Here is a 20,493-nt window from a genome sequence, read left to right as displayed (position 1 = left end):
CCATGACCAAAGCGCTCGACCTGACCAGCCTGACGTCCGAACCGACGCCGATCTCCATCGGCGAGGAAGCGGCCCGGAATTATGACGTCGTTCGCCGCACCTTGAAGCGGATCACCGAAGACTGGCGTGAGCAGCCAACGCTGGAGCAACTGGCCAAAGAGGCCGGCCTTCAGCCGATCCAGCTTCAACGGGTGTTTTCGCGCTGGGCCGGGCTCACCCCGAAGCAGTTCCTGCAGGCCATCACACTGGACCATGCCAAGGCCCTTTTGCGCGATTCTGCCAGCGTTCTGGACGCCACCTACGAGGTCGGCCTGTCAGGATCCGGCCGCCTGCATGATCTGTTCGTCACCCATGAAGCCATGACACCGGGCGACTATCGAAACCGCGGAGCGGGGCTTTCGATCGCCTACGGCTTCCACCCCTCGCCCTTCGGCCAGGTTCTGGTGATGGCCACCGGCAAAGGCCTGGCCGGTCTCGGCTTTGCTGACCCGGGTGAAGAAACTTCTGCCCTGGAAGACATGTGCAAGCGCTGGCCTGCAGCCACGTTCGTTCGGGATCAGGAGGCAACGGCCAATTATGCAAGGCGTGTCTTCGATCCGAAAAAGTGGCAAGAGGACCAGCCGCTCAACATCGTTATGATTGGTACCGATTTTGAAATAAGGGTCTGGCAAACCCTTCTGAAGATCCCGATGGGCAGAGCCACCACCTACTCCGATATCGCCGCCTGCCTCGGCAATCCGAAAGCCTCCCGCGCCGTCGGCACCGCCGTCGGCCGCAACCCGCTCTCCTTCGTGGTGCCCTGCCACAGGGTGCTTGCCAAGGGCGGCAAACTGGGCGGCTACCACTGGGGCCTCACCCGCAAACGCGCGATCCTCGGCTGGGAAAGCGGCTTGTCCGGGCCGGTGCTGGAGTGTGTTTGAGGGGGCTAGAGTAATCGTGCTTTTGGAAAACCAACGGTCAGATCCTTACCCGGTTTATACCGGGCAAGACCCCCACCCCTAACCCCTCCCCACAAGGGGGAGGGGAATACCACCGGACTTGCTGCGAGCATCGAACAGACCCAGCCGGGAATATTCGGAAGTTGCACAAATGAATGCCTGATTCCCTTCCCCCTTGTGGGGAAGGGTTAGGGATGGGGGTAAACGGCGTAGCCGTAAAACGCACTCAATCAGTCCAGATCCAGCCGTCTCCGGATATCGAGAACCACACCCTCCAGGTTCTCATGAACCTGCAAAGACGAATACCGAAGGATTTGAAATCCTTCTGCACTCAACCACGCGGTGCGCCGTTCATCATGCTGCTCCTGGTCTGGCAAGGCGTGAATATCGCCATCAATCTCAATGACGAGGTTGCGGGAGAAAACGACAAAGTCGGCCACATATGGCCCGATTGGTGCCTGGCGCCGAATGTGGATACCGTCGGCCTTCAGCTCTCGTAGCGCACGCCACAAGGCCTTTTCGCCTTTGGTTTGGTCGCGACGAAGCTTCCTTGCAAGCTCTCTCGTGCTCGCGTCGATGTGTGTCGGTGACAAGAATACCCCGTCCTAAAACACCGGGCCTTTCGGCATCGGATAATTGCCGGTGATTTCCCAGCCGAAGGCGGCGATGCGTTCGGCGGCCATGGGGGTGACGTCGCCGGTGATCAGGAAATCGACGCCTGTTGGCGGGAAGGGCAAGGTGCCGAGGCCTTCGTGCATGGCCGAAAAGGTCTGCGCCACTGTCTGGGTCCAGGCGACCTGATCAAACGGCATGACGATGGCGGCGACACCGTCGCGGCGCAGGGCGACCGGAATGCCGGAAACCAGCTTGATGTCGCCAAGAGGCGAAACCGTTCTGTTGTAGGTTTCCATCAGGACGACGCGGCGAACCTGGAAGTAGGCCAGATCGCGGCTATCGGCATCGGCGGCCTTTTCCGCGATCAGGTAACTGTCCTTCACGCCGGGCATTGCCTGAAGCTGATAGGCGATCGCGGCCTTCTCGGATGCCGTATAGAAGGGATTGCCCATGAGCTTGGCGTTGGTGGCTTCGGGCACACCTACCGCGCGCAGGACGGTGGAGGTGCGTTCCTCCAGCTCTGTCGGGGTGCTGTCGACGATGAGATTGCGGAAATTATCCGCCTGACGCGCGGCGTTGACGATGATGCCGCCGGGCAAAAGACTGGTGATCGCGCTCACCGTCCAGTTGCCCGCCGTTGTCACGCTGGCGGTTTCATCGAGCTTTTCCGACAGCGGCCGGTAGAAGGTATAGGGATCGACGCCCACGCTGACTGCAAGTTCCCTGCGGGCCCTGGCCTGGCCGGTGATCGACTTGGCCAGCTCCGCCGGGGAGCCGCCCTTGCCGCTGACGGCGGCCTCGACGCCCTTGGTGAGGCGGCCGAACATGCGGCCGACACCGGTAACGGTGTTCTTTGCGGTTCCCACCGGATCGGTCACCGTGCTTTCAACAAATTCGACCGGCTTCATGGCCGCCTGCTTGAGACCGTCGACGAAGCTGGCGTCGTTTTTCAGGCTGTCGAGGGCGATGAGCACCTGAATTTCATGAAGACGCAACTTGAGCATGCCGTCGCCTTCGATCTGCTCAACGCCAAGATCGGTCTGAACCTGATAGATCCGCAGGAAACCATCGCTGCGCACCGGCGCGAGCACCGCGTAACCGGGGCCAAGTTCCTTGCCCTTCAATATGGTGGCGGGATCCTGTTCCGGTGGCGTTTCATATTGTTCGGTGAGCGCGCTTGCGGGCACGCTGAGCAACAGGGCGCCCAGAAAAGCGCCTGCAAGCTGCGGACGACGGGTGATAAAACCGAACATTCATGGCCTCCTCGGGCAGAGGCCGGTGACGCGTCAGACCGGCGCCAGACCGCTGCGCGCCAGAACTTCACCAGCCAGATAAAGCGACCCGCAAATCAGAATGCGGGGCGGTTCGCCATCTTTTGCCGCACAAGCTGCCACATCTGCCAGCGCTGCGTCCAGTGATTGAAACGGCGTTGCCTCAAGTCCCGCACAGCGGGCAAGGTCGGCCAGGTCTTCCGGTGTTCTGGCGGTGGTCGTCGTGGTGATCGGCACCGTGCCGACATGACGCGCCAGCCCGTGGAAGGGCCGGAAGAAACCGATGGGATCCTTCGTCGTCAGCATGCCGGAGACGAGGTAAAGCGGCCGGGGCGCGCGTTCTTCCTGCTCGCCCATGAACTGGGCGATTGAAACACCCGCGCCGGGATTGTGGCCCCCGTCCAGCCACACTTCAGACCCTTGCGGGCAGAGGTCATGCAAGGGTCCGCCGGTGATCGGCTGCAACCTGCCAGGCCAGTTGACCGTTTTCAGGCCGCGGGCGATCGTGTCGCCGTCCGGCAGCATTCCGGCCGCTTTCAGCGCCGCGATGGCAACGGCGGCGTTGGCATACTGATGACGGCCACCCAGCACAGGCACGGGCAGGTCTATCAGTTCGTCCTCGTCCTGAAAGGCCATGCGGCCCTGGTCTTCCTGCGCGGCAAAATCCTGCCCGAACACTTCGAGCGGCGCCTTGTTGCGTGCTGCCTGGCGCGAAATGGTCGCCAAGGCACCCTCTTCCTGAGCGGCGCAGATGACGGGCACGCCTGGCTTGATGATGCCGGCCTTCTCGGCAGCGATCACGGACAGGTCGTCGCCCAGAAACTTCTCGTGGTCCATGGAAACCGGCGTGATCACCGTGGCAAGTGGCCGGTCGACGACATTGGTCGCGTCGAGACGCCCGCCAAGGCCGACTTCCAGCAGCAGTACATCGGCCGGATGTTCCGCAAACAAGAGGAACGCAGCCGCCGTGGTGATCTCGAAGAAAGTGATTTCCTCACCGCCATTGGCTTCTTCGCAGCGGTGCAGCGCCTCGTAGAGCACCGGATCGGACACGAACCTGCCATCCGTGCCAAGGCGAATGCGCTCGTTGAAGGCAACCAGATGGGGCGAGGTGTAGACGTGGCAGCGCTTGCCGGACGCTTCCAGAATGGCCCGCATGGTCGCGGTCACCGAGCCCTTGCCGTTGGTTCCGGCAACATGAATCACCGGTGGCAGGTGCCGTTCGGGGTGGCCCAGCGCTTCCAGCAGCCGGTACATGCGCCCAAGAGAGAGATCTATCTCCTTGGGATGCAGTGCCAGCAAACGGTCCAGAATTTTCGTGATTTGATCCAAGGCGCCCTCCGCAGGGTCCCTTTTTCCCGGTTGCGTTTGACTAACGCCTTTACGGGAAGGCCGCCAGCGAGACAAGCGGACAGCCTGGAAATGTCGTGTGAGGCCGCTTTCGCGACGTATTCGTGACGAAGCCGCCTAGCTGCCGGCTTCCGCTTCCTTGGCAGGCTCGGCGGCCGCCTCGGCAGGCTTGGCTTCGGCTTCCGGCACCTGTTCCTTTGGCGCTTCAAGCTTCGGCAGCTCGACTTCGCGCTTCATCAGAATGCCGCAGATGCGGGCCAGCGTTTCCTTCATCTTCTGGCGCGGCACGACCATGTCGATCATGCCGTGGTCGAGAAGATATTCGGCGGTCTGGAAATCCTCCGGCAGCTTTTCGCGCACGGTCTGCTCGATCACGCGGCGGCCGGCAAAGCCGATCTGAGCGCCGGGTTCGGCAATGTGCACATCGCCAAGCATGGCGTAGGAGGCCGAAACACCGCCCGTGGTCGGGTTTGTCAGAACAACGATGTAGGGCAGGCCAGCTTCACGCAGCATCTGCACGCCGACCGTGGTGCGCGGCATCTGCATCAGCGACAGAATGCCTTCCTGCATGCGTGCGCCGCCGGAAGCGGCAAACATGACGAAGGGCGTCTTGTCCTCGACCGCTTTCAGCATGCCGGCAAGGATCGCCTCGCCCGCGGCCATGCCGAGCGAGCCGGCGATGAAATCGAAGTTCTGCACGGCAATGGTCAGCGGCATGCCGTTGACCTGGCCCTGGGCCACGATCACAGCCTCGTCCTCGCCGGACTTGGTGCGGGCTTCCTTCAGGCGGTCGGTATAGCGCTTGCTGTCGCGGAACTTGTGCGGGTCGGCATGAACGTCGGGTGTGTCCACCTCGGTGTATTTGCCGCCGTCGAAGAGAGCTTCAACGCGTTTGCGCGCCGGAATGCGCATGTGGTGACCGGAATTCGGGATCACCCAGAGATTGGCTTCCAGATCCCGATGAAATACCATTTCACCGGTTTCCGGACACTTGATCCAAAGGTTTTCCGGAACTTCGCGCTTCTTCCAAAGATCGCGGATCTTGGGGCGTACGATAGAATTGATCCAGTTCACGTCAAACGCGTCCCGCTACTCGAGTTACCATTGGACGGACATATGGGGTCCGCCCGAAATCCTTCAATTGAAACCAGCCAAGGGGCTGGCCTGTCAGGCTGTTCTTGACCGTGCGCAACCGGAAGCCAGGTCGGACACCAGGTCCACCACGGCCTGAACGGTCTTGTCTGTCGCCTTGCCGGCCTCATCGAGGCTGTCGCGAATGGCGCTGACCAGGACCGAGCCAACCACGACGCCGTCGGCATCCTTGCCGATTTCCGCCGCCTGTTCTGCCGTCTTCACGCCGAAACCGACGGCAACGGGCAGGTCCGTATGACCCTTGATGCGCTTCACCGCGGTCGACACCCGGCCGGTGTCGGCGATGTTTGCGCCGGTGATACCGGTCACGGACACGTAATAAACGAAACCGGAGGTATTGGCCAGAACCGCGGGCAGGCGCTTGTCGTCGGTGGTTGGTGTTGCCAGACGGATAAAGTTGAGACCGGCTTCCAGGGCCGGGATGCAGAGTTCGTCATCTGCTTCAGCCGGAATGTCGACAATGATGAAACCGTCGACACCGGCGTCCTTGGCAACCTGAACGAAGACTTTCGGGTCCCGCACATAGATCGGATTGTAATAGCCCATCAGGATGATCGGCGTGTCCTGATCCTGCTTGCGGAATTCACGCACCATGTCCAGGGTCTTGTCCATGGTGTGGCCTGCGGCCAGAGCGCGCTGGTTGCCGAGCTGGATCGGAATGCCTTCGGCCATCGGGTCGGAGAAGGGCATGCCGAGTTCGATGACGTCGGCACCTGCCGCCGGAAGGGCGTTCAGAAGGGCTTGTGAGGTCTGAAGATCCGGATCGCCTGCGGTGATAAAGGTGACCAAGGCCGGTCGGCCGGCATCCGCACAAGCTTTGAAACGGCGGTCGATACGCGTATCCGTCATTCACTGCTACCCTTGTTCGCGCCAGCCGGGACCCTCCGGGGCGTTTCCGTTTCAGCGATGTACGGGGGCAGTGCGTGCAATGTCAATCTGTCAGATGCAGAATCGGGGTGTCCGGACGGCTTCCGGACATCTTCCAGACTGGGCCAGGTTACCGGCTCGGATAATCGATCAGGCCGATGGCGCGCAGGGACGCATCCGCGCGGTAAACATGCTCGCTGCCCATGGGCTTTGCACGGCCGGCGCGCGTGAACGGGTTGCCTGAACCACGAAACACGGTGGCAAGGGGTGCGGCTGATGGCGCGCTGATGTGAAGGGCCTGCAAGGTGCTCATCTCAAAAACCAAAAAAGATTGATGTCGCGACAGGGAATCGCAATCGGGCGGTAGATTATGATTTTTTTGCACTGCAGCAAGCCGTAGGCGTGCAGGTCAGACCCGCGCTGGACGCATGGCTGATCCGCCAAATGTGCACAAATTGCGCCTAGAAATATGCACTCCGTGCACTTATCCTAGAAGGAACCACTGAGCCACCAAACAAATAAGGAGCTGAAAATGGCCCATTCCCTCTTCGAAACCGCTCCCGAACCTTTCGCTGAAAAGCTCTGGCGCCGGATGAAGGATCTTCATCTGGGGTTTGCCCAGCGCAGGGACGTTGCCGAAATATCTTCCGGCCAGTCAGACCCGGCGCTGGCACAACAGGCGACCGCTCTGGACGCCCGGGGCCGGCAGCAACTGCTGGAAGCCATGCTGACGGCAAAACCCATAACGGTGCAGCCGCGCGCAGCTTTCAAGCGCAGCGCCTGACCAAACGACGCCTTAACGGCGTTTGAAGTGACGCGCGAAGGCGCGGCTGGTGATTTCGCTGCGCTCCAGGCCGAGATCGGCAAGCTGTGCGTCGCTCAGGTGGTTCATGCGTGTGATTTCGCCGGCAACCCTGCGGGAGGCGCGAAAATCGCGGACGAAGCCGGTCAGAAGATCGAAGGCCATGTCAGGTTTCCTCAAGTGGCCGGCAAAAGCGCCAGCCCTGTTTCATTCGCGGCTGATTTAGTCTTTCCCGGCGGATTCACAACGTACAAGTTTGCATTGCAGCATTTCCAAACTGGCGGGGCTGGTTAATGCGGTCTTCACCAACGATGGCCACCCCGGGCGAACGAAGTGAGACCCGTGGCCCACTGGGGCCTCCTCATTTCCAGAGTGAGCGACAATCGACGCCAAGTTGGCTAAAACTCACCTGGATGCCAGGCAGCAAGGCGAATAGGCCCCGGAACTGCGCTGACGCTTGTCCGGGGAACTCACTGGAAACACGACAAACAGCCTGGAAACTCGGACCAAACAAAAAACCGCGCACCCTGCGGCACGCGGTTTTCCAAAAGTCAGTTTGACGCTGGCCGTTACATTTCGAAGCCCAGCATCTGACCAACGGCAAAGACGTCCTTGTCGCCCCGGCCGCACAGGTTCATGACAATGATCTGGTCCTTGTCCATCTGCGGGGCCAGCTTCACCACATGGGCCAGCGCGTGGGCGGGCTCCAGAGCCGGGATGATGCCTTCAACGCGCGTCAGCATCTGGAAAGCTTCCAGAGCTTCGTCATCCATCACCGGAACATAGTCGACGCGGCCGATTTCCTTCAGCCACGAATGCTCCGGCCCGATGCCCGGATAGTCGAGACCGGCGGAAATGGAATGCCCTTCCAGGATCTGGCCGTCATCGTCCTGCAGCAGGTAGGTGCGGTTGCCGTGCAGCACACCCGGCTTGCCTGCGGTCAGCGATGCGCAGTGTTCTTCGCCCTGAAGACCACGGCCACCAGCTTCGACGCCGTAGATCTTGACGTCCTTGTCGTCGAGGAACGGATGGAACAGGCCGATGGCGTTGGAACCGCCACCGACAGCGGCCACCAGCGCATCCGGCAGACGGCCTTCGGCTTCCATCATCTGTTCACGCAGTTCCTTGCCGATCACCGACTGGAAGTCGCGCACCATTTCCGGATAGGGATGCGGACCCGCGGCGGTGCCGATCAGGTAGTAGGTGTCCTCGACATTGGTCACCCAGTCGCGCAGCGCCTCGTTCATGGCGTCCTTCAGCGTGCCCGCACCAGCGGTCACCGGCACGATTTCCGCGCCCAGAAGCTTCATGCGGAACACGTTCGGCTTCTGCCGTTCCACGTCGGTCTTGCCCATGTAGACAACGCAGGGCAGGCCGAAGCGGGCGCACACGGTCGCGGTTGCAACACCGTGCTGTCCGGCGCCGGTTTCGGCGATGATACGGGTCTTGCCCATGCGCTTGGCGAGCAGGATCTGACCGATGCAATTGTTGATCTTGTGCGATCCGGTGTGGTTCAGCTCGTCGCGCTTGAAATAGACCTTTGCACCACCGAGTTCCTTCGTCAGGCGCTCGGCAAAATAGAGCGGTGACGGCCGGCCGGTGTAGTGCTTGTTCAGCGACTCTATCTCGGCCTTGAAGGCCGGATCGTTCTTGGCGTCCTTGTAGTGCTGCTCCAGGTCCAGGATCAGCGGCATCAGCGTTTCGGCAACATAGCGGCCGCCGAAAATACCGAAATGCCCGCGATCGTCCGGACCGGTCCGGATGCTGTTTGCCATGTCGTTCACGCGTTTACTCCTTCACCCGGGGTTCAGCCCGGAACCTTGACGCTCTTGGCCGCTGCCAAGAATGCGCGAATGAGATCACTGTCCTTGACGCCCTTTTCCCGCTCGACGCCGGAGGAAACATCCACCTCGCTGACGCCGCTCAAACGGATCGCTTCAGTGACGTTGTCCGGGTCAAGCCCTCCGGAAAGCATGAAGGGCTTCTTCAGGTCAAGGCCTTTCAGGATCGTCCAGTCGTAGGACACGCCGTTGCCACCCGGCAGGTCTGAGCCCGCCGGCGGCTTGGCATCGAACAACAGGCGGTCAGCGACAACAGCATAATAATGCGCCTGTTCCAGATCCGTCCGGTCGGATATCGAAAGCGCCTTCATGACCTTGGTGCCCTGCATTACCTTGGCGGCCGCCAGGGCTTCCGGCTTTTCCTCGCCATGAAACTGGAACGTGTCGGGCTTCACCAGCTCGTTGATGCGCGACAGGCCGTCAAGATCCATATTGACGGTTACCGCCACGATCTCGGCCCGGCCGCGTGCCATATCGGCCAGACGGCAGGCCTGGCTCAGCGACACATGACGCGGGCTCTTCGGGAAGAACATCAACCCGACCATATCCGCACCGGCATCCAGCGCCGCCGCCATGGTGTCCTCGGTCGAAAGACCGCAGATTTTGACTTTAATATCCGACATGGTTTCGAGGTATCGCCGTTGGGGCAGGGTTTGTCAAAAAAGATTGCGTGTTCCGAGGCGAAAAGGCGCAAGCTTTCTTTATCGCCATCCCCGGGGAACGAGTTGCAAGTTGGGGACGATGAGGTACCGAATTTTGGTTATTCATGCTCGTTGCGGCAACACTTTGGGCTCCCCGATCCCGGATCTCCGCTGCGCTACGTCCGGGATGACGACGATAGGTGTCCGGACAATGATTACCGATTGAGCTCGAGATAGAGATCCTGCCAGTCCGGGTTCATCTTCTCGATCAGCTCGAATTTCCATTGCCGGCGCCAACGCTTGATCTGTTTTTCGCGGGCAATCGCAGCGCCGGTCTCTTCATGCTGTTCGTACCAGACCAGGGATTTCGTTCCGTACCGGTTGGAAAAGCCCTCAATCAGACCTTCGCGGTGCTCGTAAATCCGGCGGGCCAAGTCCGTCGTCACGCCGGTGTAAAGGGTTTCGAATGGGCGCGAGGCAAGAATGTAGACCCAGGCGGTCAAGCGATGGTCACTCTGGATTTCGAGAGGTTTGGGGTGGTGCCCCGATCCCGGATCTCCGCTGCGCTGCGTCCGGGATGACAACGATAGGTCTGGTAAAACCTTTCAGTCGTCACCCCGGGCAAGCAAAGCGCGACCCGGGATCGGGGAGCCCCTAATCCAGCCGAATAATCAACCATCTCACGTCACATTGAACGCCGCGATGGCGGCCATGTTGACGATGTCGCTGTCCTTGGCGCCGAGCGGCACGATCTGGATCGACTTGTCGAAGCCGACGAGCAGCGGGCCGATGACCGTGGCGCCGCCGAGCTCCTGCAGCATCTTGGTAGAGATGGACGCGGAGTGGAAAGCCGGCATGACCAGAACGTTGGCGGGACCCGACAGGCGGCAGAACGGGTAGGCGGCCATGCGGTCCATGTTGAGCGCGATGTCGGCAGCCATTTCGCCGTCGTACTCGAAATCGACCCGGCGGCGTTCGAGGATCTTGACAGCCTCTATGACCTTTTCGGAGCGTTCGCCCTTCGGGTGGCCGAAGGTGGAATAGGCCAGCATGGCAACGCGCGGCTCGTAGCCGAACTTGCGCGCGACATGCGCCGCTTCCTCGGCGATATCCGCCAGTTCTTCCGATGTCGGCATGTCGATTACCGCCGTATCGGCGATCAGAACGGTGCGGCCACGGGCCAGTGCCAGCGATACGCCGATAACCCGATGCCCGGGCTTCGGATCGATGGTGGCCTTCACCGTATCGAGGGCGACGGAATAGTTCCGGGTCAGGCCGGTGACCATGGCATCGGCATCGCCGCGCGCGACCATGATCGCGCCCCAGTAGTTGCGGTCGTTGTTTACCATACGCTGGCAGTCGCGCAGCAAATAACCCCGGCGCTGCAGACGGCCATAGAGATACTGCGCGTAATCGCTGTTGCGATTGGACAGCCGAGCGTTCTGGATGGAAAGGCCCGGCCGGTCGATATCGATGCCGGCCCGCTCGGCCATGGATTTGATCTCGTCCTCGCGGCCGATCAGGATGGCTTCTCCGAGGCCCTGGGACACGAAGCTCGTCGCTGCACGGATGACCGGTTCTTCCTCGCCCTCGGCGAAGACAACCCGCTTGGGCTGCTGACGCACCTTGGAGAAGATCCGCTGCAAGGTGCCGGCAACAGGGTCGCGCCGGGCGGAGAGTTGGTGCTTGTAGGTCTCCATATCGACGATCGGCTTGCGGGCGACGCCGGAATCCATAGCCGCCTGGGCAACCGCTGGCGGGATCGTGTGGATCAGTCGCGGATCGAACGGCACCGGAATGATGTATTCCGGGCCGAATTTCGGCCGGTTGCCGCGATAGGCGGCGGCGACTTCGTCCGGCACTTCCTCCCGCGCCAGTTCCGCCAGTGCATGCGCGCAGGCAACCTTCATGGCATCGTTGATGGTGGTGGCCTGAACGTCGAGTGCGCCGCGGAAAATATAGGGAAAGCCGAGCACGTTGTTGACCTGGTTCGGGTAGTCCGAACGCCCGGTCGCGACAATCGCATCGTCGCGCACTTCCGCTGCCTCTTCCGGCGTGATCTCCGGATCCGGGTTGGCCATGGCGAAGATGATCGGGTTGGGAGCCATCACCCGCAGCATGTCGGGCGTCAGCGCCCCCTTTGCCGACACGCCGAAGAAGACATCGGCGCCCTTGAGGGCATCATAAAGCGTGCGGGCCTTGGTTTCGACCGCATGGGCGGACTTCCACTGGTTCATGCCCTCTTCGCGACCCTTGTAGATGACACCCTTGGTGTCGCACAGGGTGACGTTCTCGTGCGGAATTCCCATTGCCTTGATGAGTTCGATACATGCAATGCCTGCCGCGCCCGCGCCGTTGCAGACAACCTTCGTATCCTTCATGTCGCGCCCGGTCAGGTGCAGGGCATTGATAAGGCCCGCTGCGGCGATGATTGCCGTGCCGTGCTGGTCGTCGTGAAAGACGGGGATATTCATCAGTTCGCGCAGGCGCTGCTCGATGATGAAACAGTCCGGCGCCTTGATGTCCTCCAGGTTGATCCCGCCGAACGAAGGGCCGAGATAGCGGACGGCATTGATGAATTCATCGACTTCTTCGGTATCGATTTCAAGATCGATGGAATCGACATCGGCGAAGCGCTTGAACAGAACCGCCTTGCCTTCCATCACCGGCTTGGAGGCAAGCGCGCCCAGGTTACCAAGACCCAGGATGGCGGTGCCGTTGGAAATCACCGCAACCATGTTGCCCTTGGTGGTGTAGTCGTAGGCGCGGCTCGGGTCTTCCGCGATCGACCGCACCGGCACCGCCACACCGGGCGAATAGGCCAGCGACAGGTCGCGCTGGGTCGCCATCGGTTTGGTCGGCGCAATTTCCAGCTTGCCGGGGCGGCCTTCCTGGTGGAATTGCAGCGCTTCCTGGTCGGTGAAGCTGACATTGGTCTTGGTCGATTTCTTGTCGGCGGACATGGTTTGGACGTTTCCTCTTGCGCGCTCTCTTTACGGGGCGGGAGCATGACCTTATCCCCTGGAAAATGAAGCCTCAAGCCAAGATGGAATAGGCCCTTGGTGGAATGGTCCGCACAGTTTGCTAGGTATCAGGCATGAGTGGACAGAGCGCGCAAGAAATCACCCGGGCGGACAGCAAGGTCACGCCAATGATGGCCCAGTTCCTGGAGATCAAGGCTGCCAATCCAGACAGCCTTCTGTTCTACCGGATGGGCGATTTCTACGAACTGTTTTTCGAGGACGCGGAAGTTGCCTCCGCCGCGCTCGGCATCACGCTGACCAAGCGCGGCAAGCACCAGGGTGCCGACATTCCGATGTGCGGCGTGCCGGTTCATGCGGCGGACGACTATCTCAACAAGCTGATTGCCAAGGGGCACCGGGTGTCCGTCTGCGAACAGACGGAAGATCCGGCTGAAGCCAAGAAACGCGGCTCCAAATCCGTCGTCCGGCGCGATGTCGTGCGTCTCGTCACCCCGGGAACGCTGACGGAAGAACGCCTGCTGGATGCCGGTTCCAACAACTACCTGATGGCGCTGACCAGGTTGAAGGGCGGCTCGCTGGACGGCAGCGCGGTCTATGGTCTTGCCTGGATCGATATGTCCACAGGGTCCTTTCAGGTGTCGGAAACCGATCATCAGCGCCTTGCCGCCGACCTTGCCCAGGTTTCCCCGCGCGAACTGATCCTGTCGGACAATCTGCTGCAGGAAAGCGAGTTGCGTCTGACAGCCGAACAGGCTGGCGGTGCGCTGTCGCCGGTGCCGCGTGCCTTTTTCGACAGTTCCACCGCCACGGACCGGCTTGCGCATTACTTCGGCGTGAAGACCCTCGACGGTTTCGGCACCTTCAGCCGGGCGGAGCTTTCAGCGGCCGCCGGCATTCTTGCCTATGTGGAAAAGACCCAGCTTGGCGAACGCCCGCCGCTGGATCCCCCCGTGCGCGAGGCCGGGGCCGGGCGCATGCTGATCGATCCGGCAACCCGGGCCAATCTGGAGCTGTCCCGCACGCTTTCGGGCGAAAAACAGGGCTCGCTGCTGGCCACGATAGACCGGACCGTGACTGGCGGCGGCTCGCGTCTGCTCGCCAGCCGCCTGGCCGGACCGCTGGTCAATGTCGATGCCATCCAGCACCGGCTCGATGGCGTTGCCTTCTTCCTTGAAAACGAAATCATGCGCGAAGGCCTGCGCCAGACGCTGAAAGGCGCCCCGGACATGGCCCGAGCCCTGTCGCGGATCGCGCTCAACCGCGGCGGACCGCGCGATATCCTGTCGGTTGCCCAGGGACTTGAAGCCGCACGGGCGGTGCTCGACCAGACCAGCGCGACGGCGGGAACGATCCCGGCGGAAATCGCTGCCGCGCGCACCAGTCTGGAACAGGCCCCACACGACCTCGGCAGCGAATTGACGACAGCGCTGAAGGACGAACCGCCGCTTCTGAAACGCGACGGCGGCTTTATCGCCACAGGCTACAACGCCGATCTGGACGAATTGCGCTCGCTGCGTGATGAAAGCCGGAAGGTGATCGCGAAGCTTCAAGCCGAGTACTCGGAAGAACTCGGCCTGCGTTCCCTGAAGATCAAGCACAACAATGTGCTCGGCTGGTTCATCGAAGCACCGTCCGCGCAGACGGAAAAGCTAACCGCCGATCCCGGGCGGTTCATCCACCGCCAGACCATGGCTGGCGCCATGCGCTTTACCACGACGGAGCTGGCGGATCTGGAATCGAAGATCGCCAGTGCCGGCGAACGCTCGCTTGCCATCGAGCTGGAAATCTTCGAACGGCTTGCCAAGGCGATCATCGATGCGGGTGAAGCGATCAAGGCGGCGGCCCACGGGCTCAGCATTCTGGATGTTTCGGCAGCGCTCGCCAAACTCGCCCAGGAAGAGAACTATGTCCGGCCCGTGGTTGACGACAGCCGCGCCTTCGACATCAAGGGCGGGCGTCATCCCGTGGTCGAAAAGGCACTCAGGAAGTCCGGCGGTGACAGCTTCGTTGCCAATGATGCCAATCTCGGTCCGGAAGCGGGCGAGGATATCGGCCACATCTGGCTGATCACCGGTCCGAACATGGCCGGTAAGTCGACCTTCCTGCGCCAGAACGCGCTGATTGCCGTGATGGCCCAGATGGGTGGATATGTTCCGGCCACCGCTGCCCATATCGGTGTGGTCGACAGACTGTTCTCCCGCGTCGGCGCGGCAGACGATCTTGCGCGCGGTCGGTCCACCTTCATGGTGGAAATGGTCGAAACCGCCGCGATCCTCAATCAGGCCGGTGATCGCTCTCTGGTGATCCTGGACGAGATCGGCCGCGGAACGGCGACGTTCGACGGGCTGTCGATTGCCTGGGCAACCATCGAACATCTTCACGAGGTCAACAGGTCCCGCGCCCTGTTTGCGACCCACTATCACGAACTGACCGCCCTTTCGGGCAAGCTGGAGCGGCTTTCCAATGCCACCGTCTCGGTGAAGGAATGGAAGGGCGACGTCATCTTCCTGCACGAGATCGTGCCCGGCGCCGCCGACCGGTCCTACGGCATTCAGGTGGCCAAGCTGGCCGGTCTGCCTGTCTCGGTCGTCGAACGCTCCAAACAGGTGCTCAGCCAACTGGAAGAGCAGGACCGCCGCTCACCGGCCGAAAGCCTGATCGATGAGCTGCCGCTGTTCGCCAGCCTGACGGCACCGGCGCCCAGCGCGCATGCCGGATTTTCGGAACCCGATCCCGTTGCAGTGGCGCTGGAGGGGATCAATCCGGATGACATGACCCCGCGCGAGGCGCTGGAGGCGCTTTACCGGCTGAAGACACTGCGGGTGACGCCGGACGACTAGCCGCCGGAGGCCTGTCTGGTTGAGGCTGTGAAGCGCGGATTCTCGCCATAAATCTGTGAGTTAGGCCTTCCTTCGGACATGTGCCCAGCGCTGCCTTGAAGGCCTGGCCAGTTGTTCCAGCACGTGCCTCTTTGCAAAAAAACCGGTGACGTATCGGCACAACCCAGTTAGGTTGTATTTCCTGCCCGTTTCACTTCTTCGGCGATTGCCATGATGTCCCTCCTGCAACTGCCTCGACAGGCATTGCTGATCCTGCTGCTTCAGTTCACCAACAGCCTCGGCGTTTCGGCGCTGGTGCCGCTGATGAGCTTTTTCATTGTCGAAGGGCTTGGTGCCGAGCCCTGGCAGGTGGGACTTTATTCCGGCCTGGTGATGCCGCTGACGCTTGCCGTCAACCGGTGGGCAGGCGAGCGACTGGACAACCGCTTCCGGGTCAAGAGCCTGCTGGTCATCTCCGTTGTTGCCTATATCACGCTTGCCGCACTGCTGACCCAGGTCAGCAGTCTGGTGATGCTGATCATCCTGGTAGCGCCCCTGATGAGCCTTTCCAACATGGGCTCGGGCATTGTCTTCACCTTTGGCCGTCTCTATGCCGAACAGCAGGGCATGGATGTTGCCAGGGTCAATTCCTGGTTGCGCATGATGGTCTCGCTGGCCTGGATGATCGGGCCGGCGGTGTCTTTTTCAGTGGTTGCGGCCTTCGGCTTTGCCACAGCGTTCCTGGGCGCTTTCGCCATAGGCATCGTCTACCTGATGCTCTGGTACATTGTTGTTCCGGCCGACTTCAGGTCGGCGCGAGAACGTTCAAAGACAAGCGGAAAGGCTCCGATCAACTGGGGTCTCCAGATTGCAGGGATGACGTGTCTCGGCTTTGTCATCACCAATTCGCTGTTCGTCTCGGCGATGCCGCTGTTCTTCGTTCAGGAAACGCACCTGCCCGGCGCAACGCCAGGTCTGGCGCTTTCGGTCAAATGCCTTTTGGAGGTGTTTGTCATCTTCGGCTCGGTTCGCCTTGCCGAACGCATCGGCACCCGGCAAGTGCTGATGCTGGCTGCCTGTCTTGCGGCGGTCAGCATGGTGCTGTTTGCCCAGGTGACGGCGCTCTGGCAGGTGCTGGCCATTGCCGTTCTGGAAGGGACCTACTACGGCCTGTTTGCCGGTGTCGCGATCAGCTTCGTGCAGAGCTTTGCGCCGGATCGGCCGGGCCGGGCAACGGCGGTTTACATGAACAGCCTGTTCCTGGGCGGCATGATCGGCAGCATTTCGATGGGCTTCATTGCCAGCGCGGCAAGCTTTCAGACCGTGCTGTACACGGCTGCGCTTTCGGCAACCGCGGCCCTGGCCGTCCTGATTTCAACCTTCAAAGTTCAACCCAAACCGATTGAGGAAGGAGCCTAGACACCGCCTGCCTTGGCGACGGACAGGGCATTTGCCATTGCACCGGCAAAACTCGTTCTGTCATCGGGATTCAGGAAATTGCCGAGATCGACCTTTTCGCCCCGGCTTTGGAGGGTCACCTTGACGACCCCTTCATCCTCGATCCGGTCCACAGTGAGGCGGACCCAGAACGGATTGAACCGATACTCCTGGTATTTCTTGCCCGGCCCAACCTTTCGAATCGCGATCTCGTGCCGGGAGACGACCACTTCCTCGAACGTTCGCGCCGAGTGGTAGTTCATCTGGAAGGCAAACCAGAGCAGGGCGATATCCAGGCCAAAGAACCCGAAGACCGGCCAGGCGCCGATCCGTAGGAACAGAATACCGGAGACAAAACTGACCGCGCCGAAGAAACACATGAGGATCAGGAACCCGTTTGGCCCCAGAGACCGGTGGGGGGTCAGGACGGCAGAGAAGAACGGCCGGTCCTGTTCCGGCAATTCGCCTTCCCGTTCGGGTTTCGGATTGTTCTCGCTCATGAGGAATGATTATAGAGAGAAGATGACGCAAGCAAAGAGCCCTTCCAAGACGGCGGCACAAGGGCGGCCCGCACCCTCCAGAAAGACCCGGAAAAAGGCACCCTCCGTGGACAATCCCGGCAAGGTGCTGAAACGGCCCCGCTATACCAAGGCGGAAACCTTTGCGATCTTCCAGCGGTTTCACGCCGACAATCCGGAGCCGAAGGGCGAACTGGACTATGTCAACGCGTTCACACTTCTGGTTGCGGTGGTGCTGTCGGCCCAGGCAACCGACGTCGGTGTGAACCGGGCGACAAAGCATCTGTTCCAGATTGCCGACACGCCGGAGAAAATGCTGGCACTTGGCGAAGACCTGGTGCGGGAGGAAATCAAGACGATCGGCCTTTACAAGAACAAGGCCAAGAACGTCATTCTGCTTTCCGAAAAGCTGATCCGCGACCATGGCGGCGAGGTGCCCGAAGACCGCGAGGCCCTGGAAGCACTGCCCGGCGTTGGCCGGAAGACCGCGAATGTGGTTCTGAATATTTTCTTCGGTCATCCGACGATTGCCGTCGACACACATCTGTTCCGCCTTGGCAACCGTATTGGCATTGCCCCCGGCAAGACCCCTCTCGACGTGGAGAAAGCCATGGAGAAGGTCGTGCCGGTAGAATTCGCGCTGCATGCACACCACTGGCTCATTTTGCACGGCCGGTACATCTGCAAGGCGCGAAAACCCGAGTGCCGGCGCTGCGTGATCTACGATCTGTGCCGGAGCCCCGAAAAAGAACATTTTGATGCGGTGCCGGATATTGCCCTGCGCACCAAAGCCCTGATTGAAAAGGAAATAATTGCGTGAGTTTTCCGCTTGGACCATTTCCGGTAAGCGAGAGGCTTCGCTTCCGCCTGCCATCCAGCAATGATGCCGCTTTTTACCACCAGCTCATGAACGAGCCGGACTATATCCGTTTTATCGCCGACCACGATATCCAGACCGAGGAAGACGCGGCCAATTACATCAAGACCAAGACGCTGGCGCGCTTTGCCGCCCATGGTGTCGGGCTTTGGATTTTGGATCTGAAGCCTTCCCTCATCCCGGTGGGGGTGTGCGGACTGGTGGTGCGCAAGGAACTGAAATACCCCGACCTTGGATTTGCGTTCCTGGAAGAATACCGTGGCAAGGGGTTCGGCCACGAGGCCGGGCAGAGCGTTCTGGATTTCGTCACCAAGGAGCTGAAGCTGCGCACCCTGTGTGCGATCACTCATCCGGAAAACGTCCGCTCAGCCAACCTGCTCAAGAAGCTGGGCTTCGTACCGGTTGGCCAGCGGCTTCTGGAGGAGATCGGGACGACCTCCGACTATTACGAATGGAAATTGCGCTATGTGGAGAGCGGTCTGGCCTGAGGGCCAGTGCCGCCACTTGCGATCAGCGTTTCTCGCGCACCCGCACGACGACATCGACACGGACGATCTCCATGCCTTCGGGGGCTTTCGGCAAAGTGCCGATGCCCACGCCTTCACCCGGAATGTCGATCACCCGGTTCTCGCCTTCGATGAAGAAGTGATGGTGGTCGGACACGTTGGTGTCGAAATAGGTCTTGTTGCCGTCGATCGCGACTTCGCGCAGCAAACCGGCTTCGGTGAACTGGTGCAGCGTGTTGTAAACCGTTGCGAGAGATACGGGCACATCTGCGTCGACCGCCTCTTCATGAAGCAGTTCGGCAGAGATGTGGCGATCGCCCCGCGAATACAGAAGTTCCGCGAGCGAGACACGTTGCCGCGTCGGCCGGAGCCCCGCGGACCGCAGCATATCGGTCACATTCTTCTTGTCGCCGGTTTCATGCACCACAAGTGTTGTCATTCCGATCCGATCCAGGTCCAGGGTCGCTTCTTCAAACGGCGCTCTTGTCAGGTGCGCGAGCCTCGCGCCGGGCCGTTTTCACTAACATCGGCCTATATCTGCCATTTCTTGTACCCAAGATGCAAGTTTTAAACGTCGCGAGCATCCGTGGAGCAACCAGAGAGACAACCGACGGGATAGCCATTGGGTCGTTCCAGGTGCAACCGGCGTGCATTTCACGACCGACCGGACACACATTCCAAACGGGAGCGGACCGGCAACCCGGCACCGGATGTGCAGAATGGGACGAATACGCACAATACTTGGCGAAACGCCCGTAAAAACCGGGCAACTTCCCGCATGTGACATCTTTCGGTCATTGTTCCCCTGTGTTAGGAAGGCGCCTCAAACGAACCGAAAACAAACCGAACCTGCCTTGGGTTTACCCAGGCAAGAGACAAAACACGGATTCCGAATGACCGATCGCCGCTCCAGCTACGATTACGAAGCACTTCTCGCCTGCGGCCGCGGCGAGCTGTTTGGCCCGGGCAATGCCCAACTGCCTCTTCCCCCGATGCTGATGTTTGACCGGATCACGGAACTTTCCGAAACCGGCGGCGAATTCGACAAGGGGTTCGCCCGCGCCGAATTCGACATCAAGCCGGACCTTTGGTTCTTCCCGTGTCACTTCCAGGGAAACCCGGTCATGCCGGGCTGCCTTGGTCTCGACGCCTTGTGGCAGCTTACCGGTTTCTTCCTCGGCTGGCTGGGCCTTGAAGGCAAGGGCATGGCCCTGTCGACCGGCGAAGTGAAATTCAAAGGCATGGTTACCCCGGACGTGAAGCTGGTCGAATATGGTGTCGACTTCAAGCGGATCATGAAGGGCCGCCTGGTGCTCGGCATCGCGGACGGCTGGCTGAAAGCAGACGGCGAACAGATCTACAAGGCGACCGATTTGCGCGTCGGCCTGGCAAAGACCTGACACCCGTTCGCAGGATCAATTCATGGCACCGGCGCTTCTTTTTCATTGGGAGCGCCGGTTTGCATATTATGTATGTGCGTGCAGGCTCTCGACACACCCCCTGAGAGCTGCTGTGCAGTCAAGATAATAGGAGACCGCAATGAGACGCGTTGTCGTCACCGGCATGGGTATCGTGTCGTCCATCGGAGCAAACACCGAAGAAGTGCTGTCCAGCCTTCGAGAAGGCAAGTCCGGCATCAGCTTCGCTCCGGATTACGCGGAACACGGCTTCAGAAGCCAGGTACACGGCATGCCGAATGTCGATATTGCTTCGCTCATCGACAAGCGCCAGCTGCGCTTCATGGGCGACGGTGCCGCCTATAACTACATTGCCATGCAGCAGGCCATTGCCGACAGCGGTCTGGAAGAAACCGATGTCTCCAACCCGCGCACCGGCCTGATCATGGGTTCCGGTGGTCCGTCCACCAAGAACCTG

Annotated in this window: 21 protein-coding genes; 8 read left to right on the top strand and 13 right to left on the bottom strand. The window is 60.7% G+C overall.

The features are described 5' to 3' along the window. Positions 1 to 2: 2 nt before the first annotated feature. The gene (locus SIAM614_RS29020) at positions 3 to 920 is read left to right on the top strand and encodes a methylated-DNA--[protein]-cysteine S-methyltransferase (RefSeq protein ID WP_006940189.1); all 918 of its coding nucleotides are present in this window, start codon (positions 3 to 5) and stop codon (positions 918 to 920) included. A gap of 248 nt (positions 921 to 1,168) precedes the next feature. Here SIAM614_RS29020 and SIAM614_RS33630 read toward each other — a convergent pair whose 3' ends face one another. The 6 genes from SIAM614_RS33630 to SIAM614_RS32340 form a co-directional block, all read right to left on the bottom strand. After that, complete coding sequence (locus SIAM614_RS33630; RefSeq protein WP_407636317.1) at positions 1,169 to 1,450, bottom strand: endonuclease domain-containing protein; 282 nt, start codon at positions 1,448 to 1,450, stop codon at positions 1,169 to 1,171. Between the two features lie 93 nt (positions 1,451 to 1,543). Next, positions 1,544 to 2,806 (bottom strand): hypothetical protein, encoded by a 1,263-nt coding sequence (locus SIAM614_RS29010; protein WP_006940185.1) that lies wholly within the window; start codon positions 2,804 to 2,806, stop codon positions 1,544 to 1,546. Between the two features lie 33 nt (positions 2,807 to 2,839). Next, positions 2,840 to 4,156 carry a bifunctional folylpolyglutamate synthase/dihydrofolate synthase gene (locus SIAM614_RS29005; RefSeq protein ID WP_040441446.1) on the bottom strand — a complete coding sequence of 439 codons (1,317 nt, stop codon included), beginning with the start codon at positions 4,154 to 4,156 and terminating at the stop codon, positions 2,840 to 2,842. Between the two features lie 135 nt (positions 4,157 to 4,291). Beyond that, on the bottom strand, positions 4,292 to 5,248 hold the full coding sequence (accD, locus tag SIAM614_RS29000; RefSeq protein ID WP_006940171.1) for an acetyl-CoA carboxylase, carboxyltransferase subunit beta: 957 nt from the start codon (positions 5,246 to 5,248) through the stop codon (positions 4,292 to 4,294). A gap of 93 nt (positions 5,249 to 5,341) precedes the next feature. After that, a complete protein-coding gene (gene trpA, locus SIAM614_RS28995; protein WP_006940170.1) occupies positions 5,342 to 6,175 on the bottom strand; it encodes a tryptophan synthase subunit alpha in 834 nt (277 codons plus the stop codon). Positions 6,176 to 6,323: 148 nt separating this feature from the next. Continuing rightward, positions 6,324 to 6,506, bottom strand: a complete 183-nt coding sequence (locus SIAM614_RS32340; RefSeq protein ID WP_006940169.1) for a hypothetical protein — start codon at positions 6,504 to 6,506, stop codon at positions 6,324 to 6,326. A 219-nt stretch (positions 6,507 to 6,725) separates the two neighbouring features. On the opposite strand from SIAM614_RS32340, the gene SIAM614_RS28990 reads away from it, so the two are divergent. Beyond that, positions 6,726 to 6,977 (top strand): hypothetical protein, encoded by a 252-nt coding sequence (locus SIAM614_RS28990; RefSeq protein ID WP_006940168.1) that lies wholly within the window; start codon positions 6,726 to 6,728, stop codon positions 6,975 to 6,977. Between the two features lie 12 nt (positions 6,978 to 6,989). On the opposite strand, the gene SIAM614_RS31600 is transcribed toward SIAM614_RS28990, so the two are convergent. The 5 genes from SIAM614_RS31600 to SIAM614_RS28970 all read right to left on the bottom strand — a co-directional run bounded on the left by SIAM614_RS31600 (position 6,990) and on the right by SIAM614_RS28970 (position 12,440). Then, positions 6,990 to 7,160 (bottom strand): DUF1127 domain-containing protein, encoded by a 171-nt coding sequence (locus SIAM614_RS31600; protein ID WP_006940166.1) that lies wholly within the window; start codon positions 7,158 to 7,160, stop codon positions 6,990 to 6,992. Between the two features lie 404 nt (positions 7,161 to 7,564). Further along, positions 7,565 to 8,770 (bottom strand): tryptophan synthase subunit beta, encoded by a 1,206-nt coding sequence (gene trpB, locus SIAM614_RS28985; RefSeq protein ID WP_006940165.1) that lies wholly within the window; start codon positions 8,768 to 8,770, stop codon positions 7,565 to 7,567. 32 nt (positions 8,771 to 8,802) lie between these two features. After that, positions 8,803 to 9,459 carry a phosphoribosylanthranilate isomerase gene (locus SIAM614_RS28980; protein WP_006940163.1) on the bottom strand — a complete coding sequence of 219 codons (657 nt, stop codon included), beginning with the start codon at positions 9,457 to 9,459 and terminating at the stop codon, positions 8,803 to 8,805. Between the two features lie 233 nt (positions 9,460 to 9,692). Then, entirely contained in the window at positions 9,693 to 9,980 is a 288-nt protein-coding gene (locus tag SIAM614_RS28975) for a GIY-YIG nuclease family protein (RefSeq protein ID WP_006940161.1), read from the bottom strand. Between the two features lie 177 nt (positions 9,981 to 10,157). After that, complete coding sequence (locus SIAM614_RS28970) at positions 10,158 to 12,440, bottom strand: NADP-dependent malic enzyme (protein WP_006940159.1); 2,283 nt, start codon at positions 12,438 to 12,440, stop codon at positions 10,158 to 10,160. Between the two features lie 134 nt (positions 12,441 to 12,574). Between SIAM614_RS28970 and mutS the strand changes: the two genes are divergently transcribed. Both mutS and SIAM614_RS28960 read left to right on the top strand, forming a co-directional pair. Next, the gene (gene mutS / locus SIAM614_RS28965; protein ID WP_006940157.1) at positions 12,575 to 15,301 is read left to right on the top strand and encodes a DNA mismatch repair protein MutS; all 2,727 of its coding nucleotides are present in this window, start codon (positions 12,575 to 12,577) and stop codon (positions 15,299 to 15,301) included. A gap of 210 nt (positions 15,302 to 15,511) precedes the next feature. Next, positions 15,512 to 16,699, top strand: a complete 1,188-nt coding sequence (locus SIAM614_RS28960; protein WP_006940152.1) for an MFS transporter — start codon at positions 15,512 to 15,514, stop codon at positions 16,697 to 16,699. Here the strand turns inward: SIAM614_RS28960 and SIAM614_RS28955 are convergent. Further along, on the bottom strand, positions 16,696 to 17,217 hold the full coding sequence (locus SIAM614_RS28955) for a DUF2244 domain-containing protein (RefSeq protein WP_006940150.1): 522 nt from the start codon (positions 17,215 to 17,217) through the stop codon (positions 16,696 to 16,698). The genes SIAM614_RS28960 and SIAM614_RS28955 overlap by 4 nt on opposite strands. 22 nt (positions 17,218 to 17,239) lie before the next feature. Here SIAM614_RS28955 and nth point away from each other — a divergent pair, with 22 nt between their 5' ends. Both nth and SIAM614_RS28945 read left to right on the top strand, forming a co-directional pair. Beyond that, positions 17,240 to 18,055, top strand: coding sequence for an endonuclease III (gene nth / locus SIAM614_RS28950; protein ID WP_006940148.1), 816 nt, complete (start codon positions 17,240 to 17,242; stop codon positions 18,053 to 18,055). After that, a complete protein-coding gene (locus SIAM614_RS28945; RefSeq protein ID WP_050789524.1) occupies positions 18,052 to 18,600 on the top strand; it encodes a GNAT family N-acetyltransferase in 549 nt (182 codons plus the stop codon). The genes nth and SIAM614_RS28945 overlap by 4 nt, the downstream gene beginning before the upstream one ends. A gap of 22 nt (positions 18,601 to 18,622) precedes the next feature. On the opposite strand, the gene irrA is transcribed toward SIAM614_RS28945, so the two are convergent. Next, positions 18,623 to 19,057: an iron response transcriptional regulator IrrA gene (gene irrA, locus SIAM614_RS28940; protein WP_006940145.1), complete on the bottom strand. Its 435-nt coding sequence runs from the start codon at positions 19,055 to 19,057 to the stop codon at positions 18,623 to 18,625. 454 nt (positions 19,058 to 19,511) lie between these two features. Between irrA and fabA the strand changes: the two genes are divergently transcribed. Both fabA and SIAM614_RS28930 read left to right on the top strand, forming a co-directional pair. Then, on the top strand, positions 19,512 to 20,018 hold the full coding sequence (gene fabA, locus SIAM614_RS28935; RefSeq protein WP_006940144.1) for a 3-hydroxyacyl-[acyl-carrier-protein] dehydratase FabA: 507 nt from the start codon (positions 19,512 to 19,514) through the stop codon (positions 20,016 to 20,018). Between the two features lie 139 nt (positions 20,019 to 20,157). After that, a partial coding sequence (locus SIAM614_RS28930; RefSeq protein WP_006940143.1) for a beta-ketoacyl synthase N-terminal-like domain-containing protein occupies positions 20,158 to 20,493 on the top strand: 336 nt, incomplete at its 3' end.

It is taken from the genome of Roseibium aggregatum IAM 12614 (genome assembly GCF_000168975.1).
Classification (GTDB): domain Bacteria; phylum Pseudomonadota; class Alphaproteobacteria; order Rhizobiales; family Stappiaceae; genus Roseibium; species Roseibium aggregatum.
Note: the sequence above shows the minus strand (reverse complement) of the source record. Positions and strands in the feature narration are given on the sequence as shown.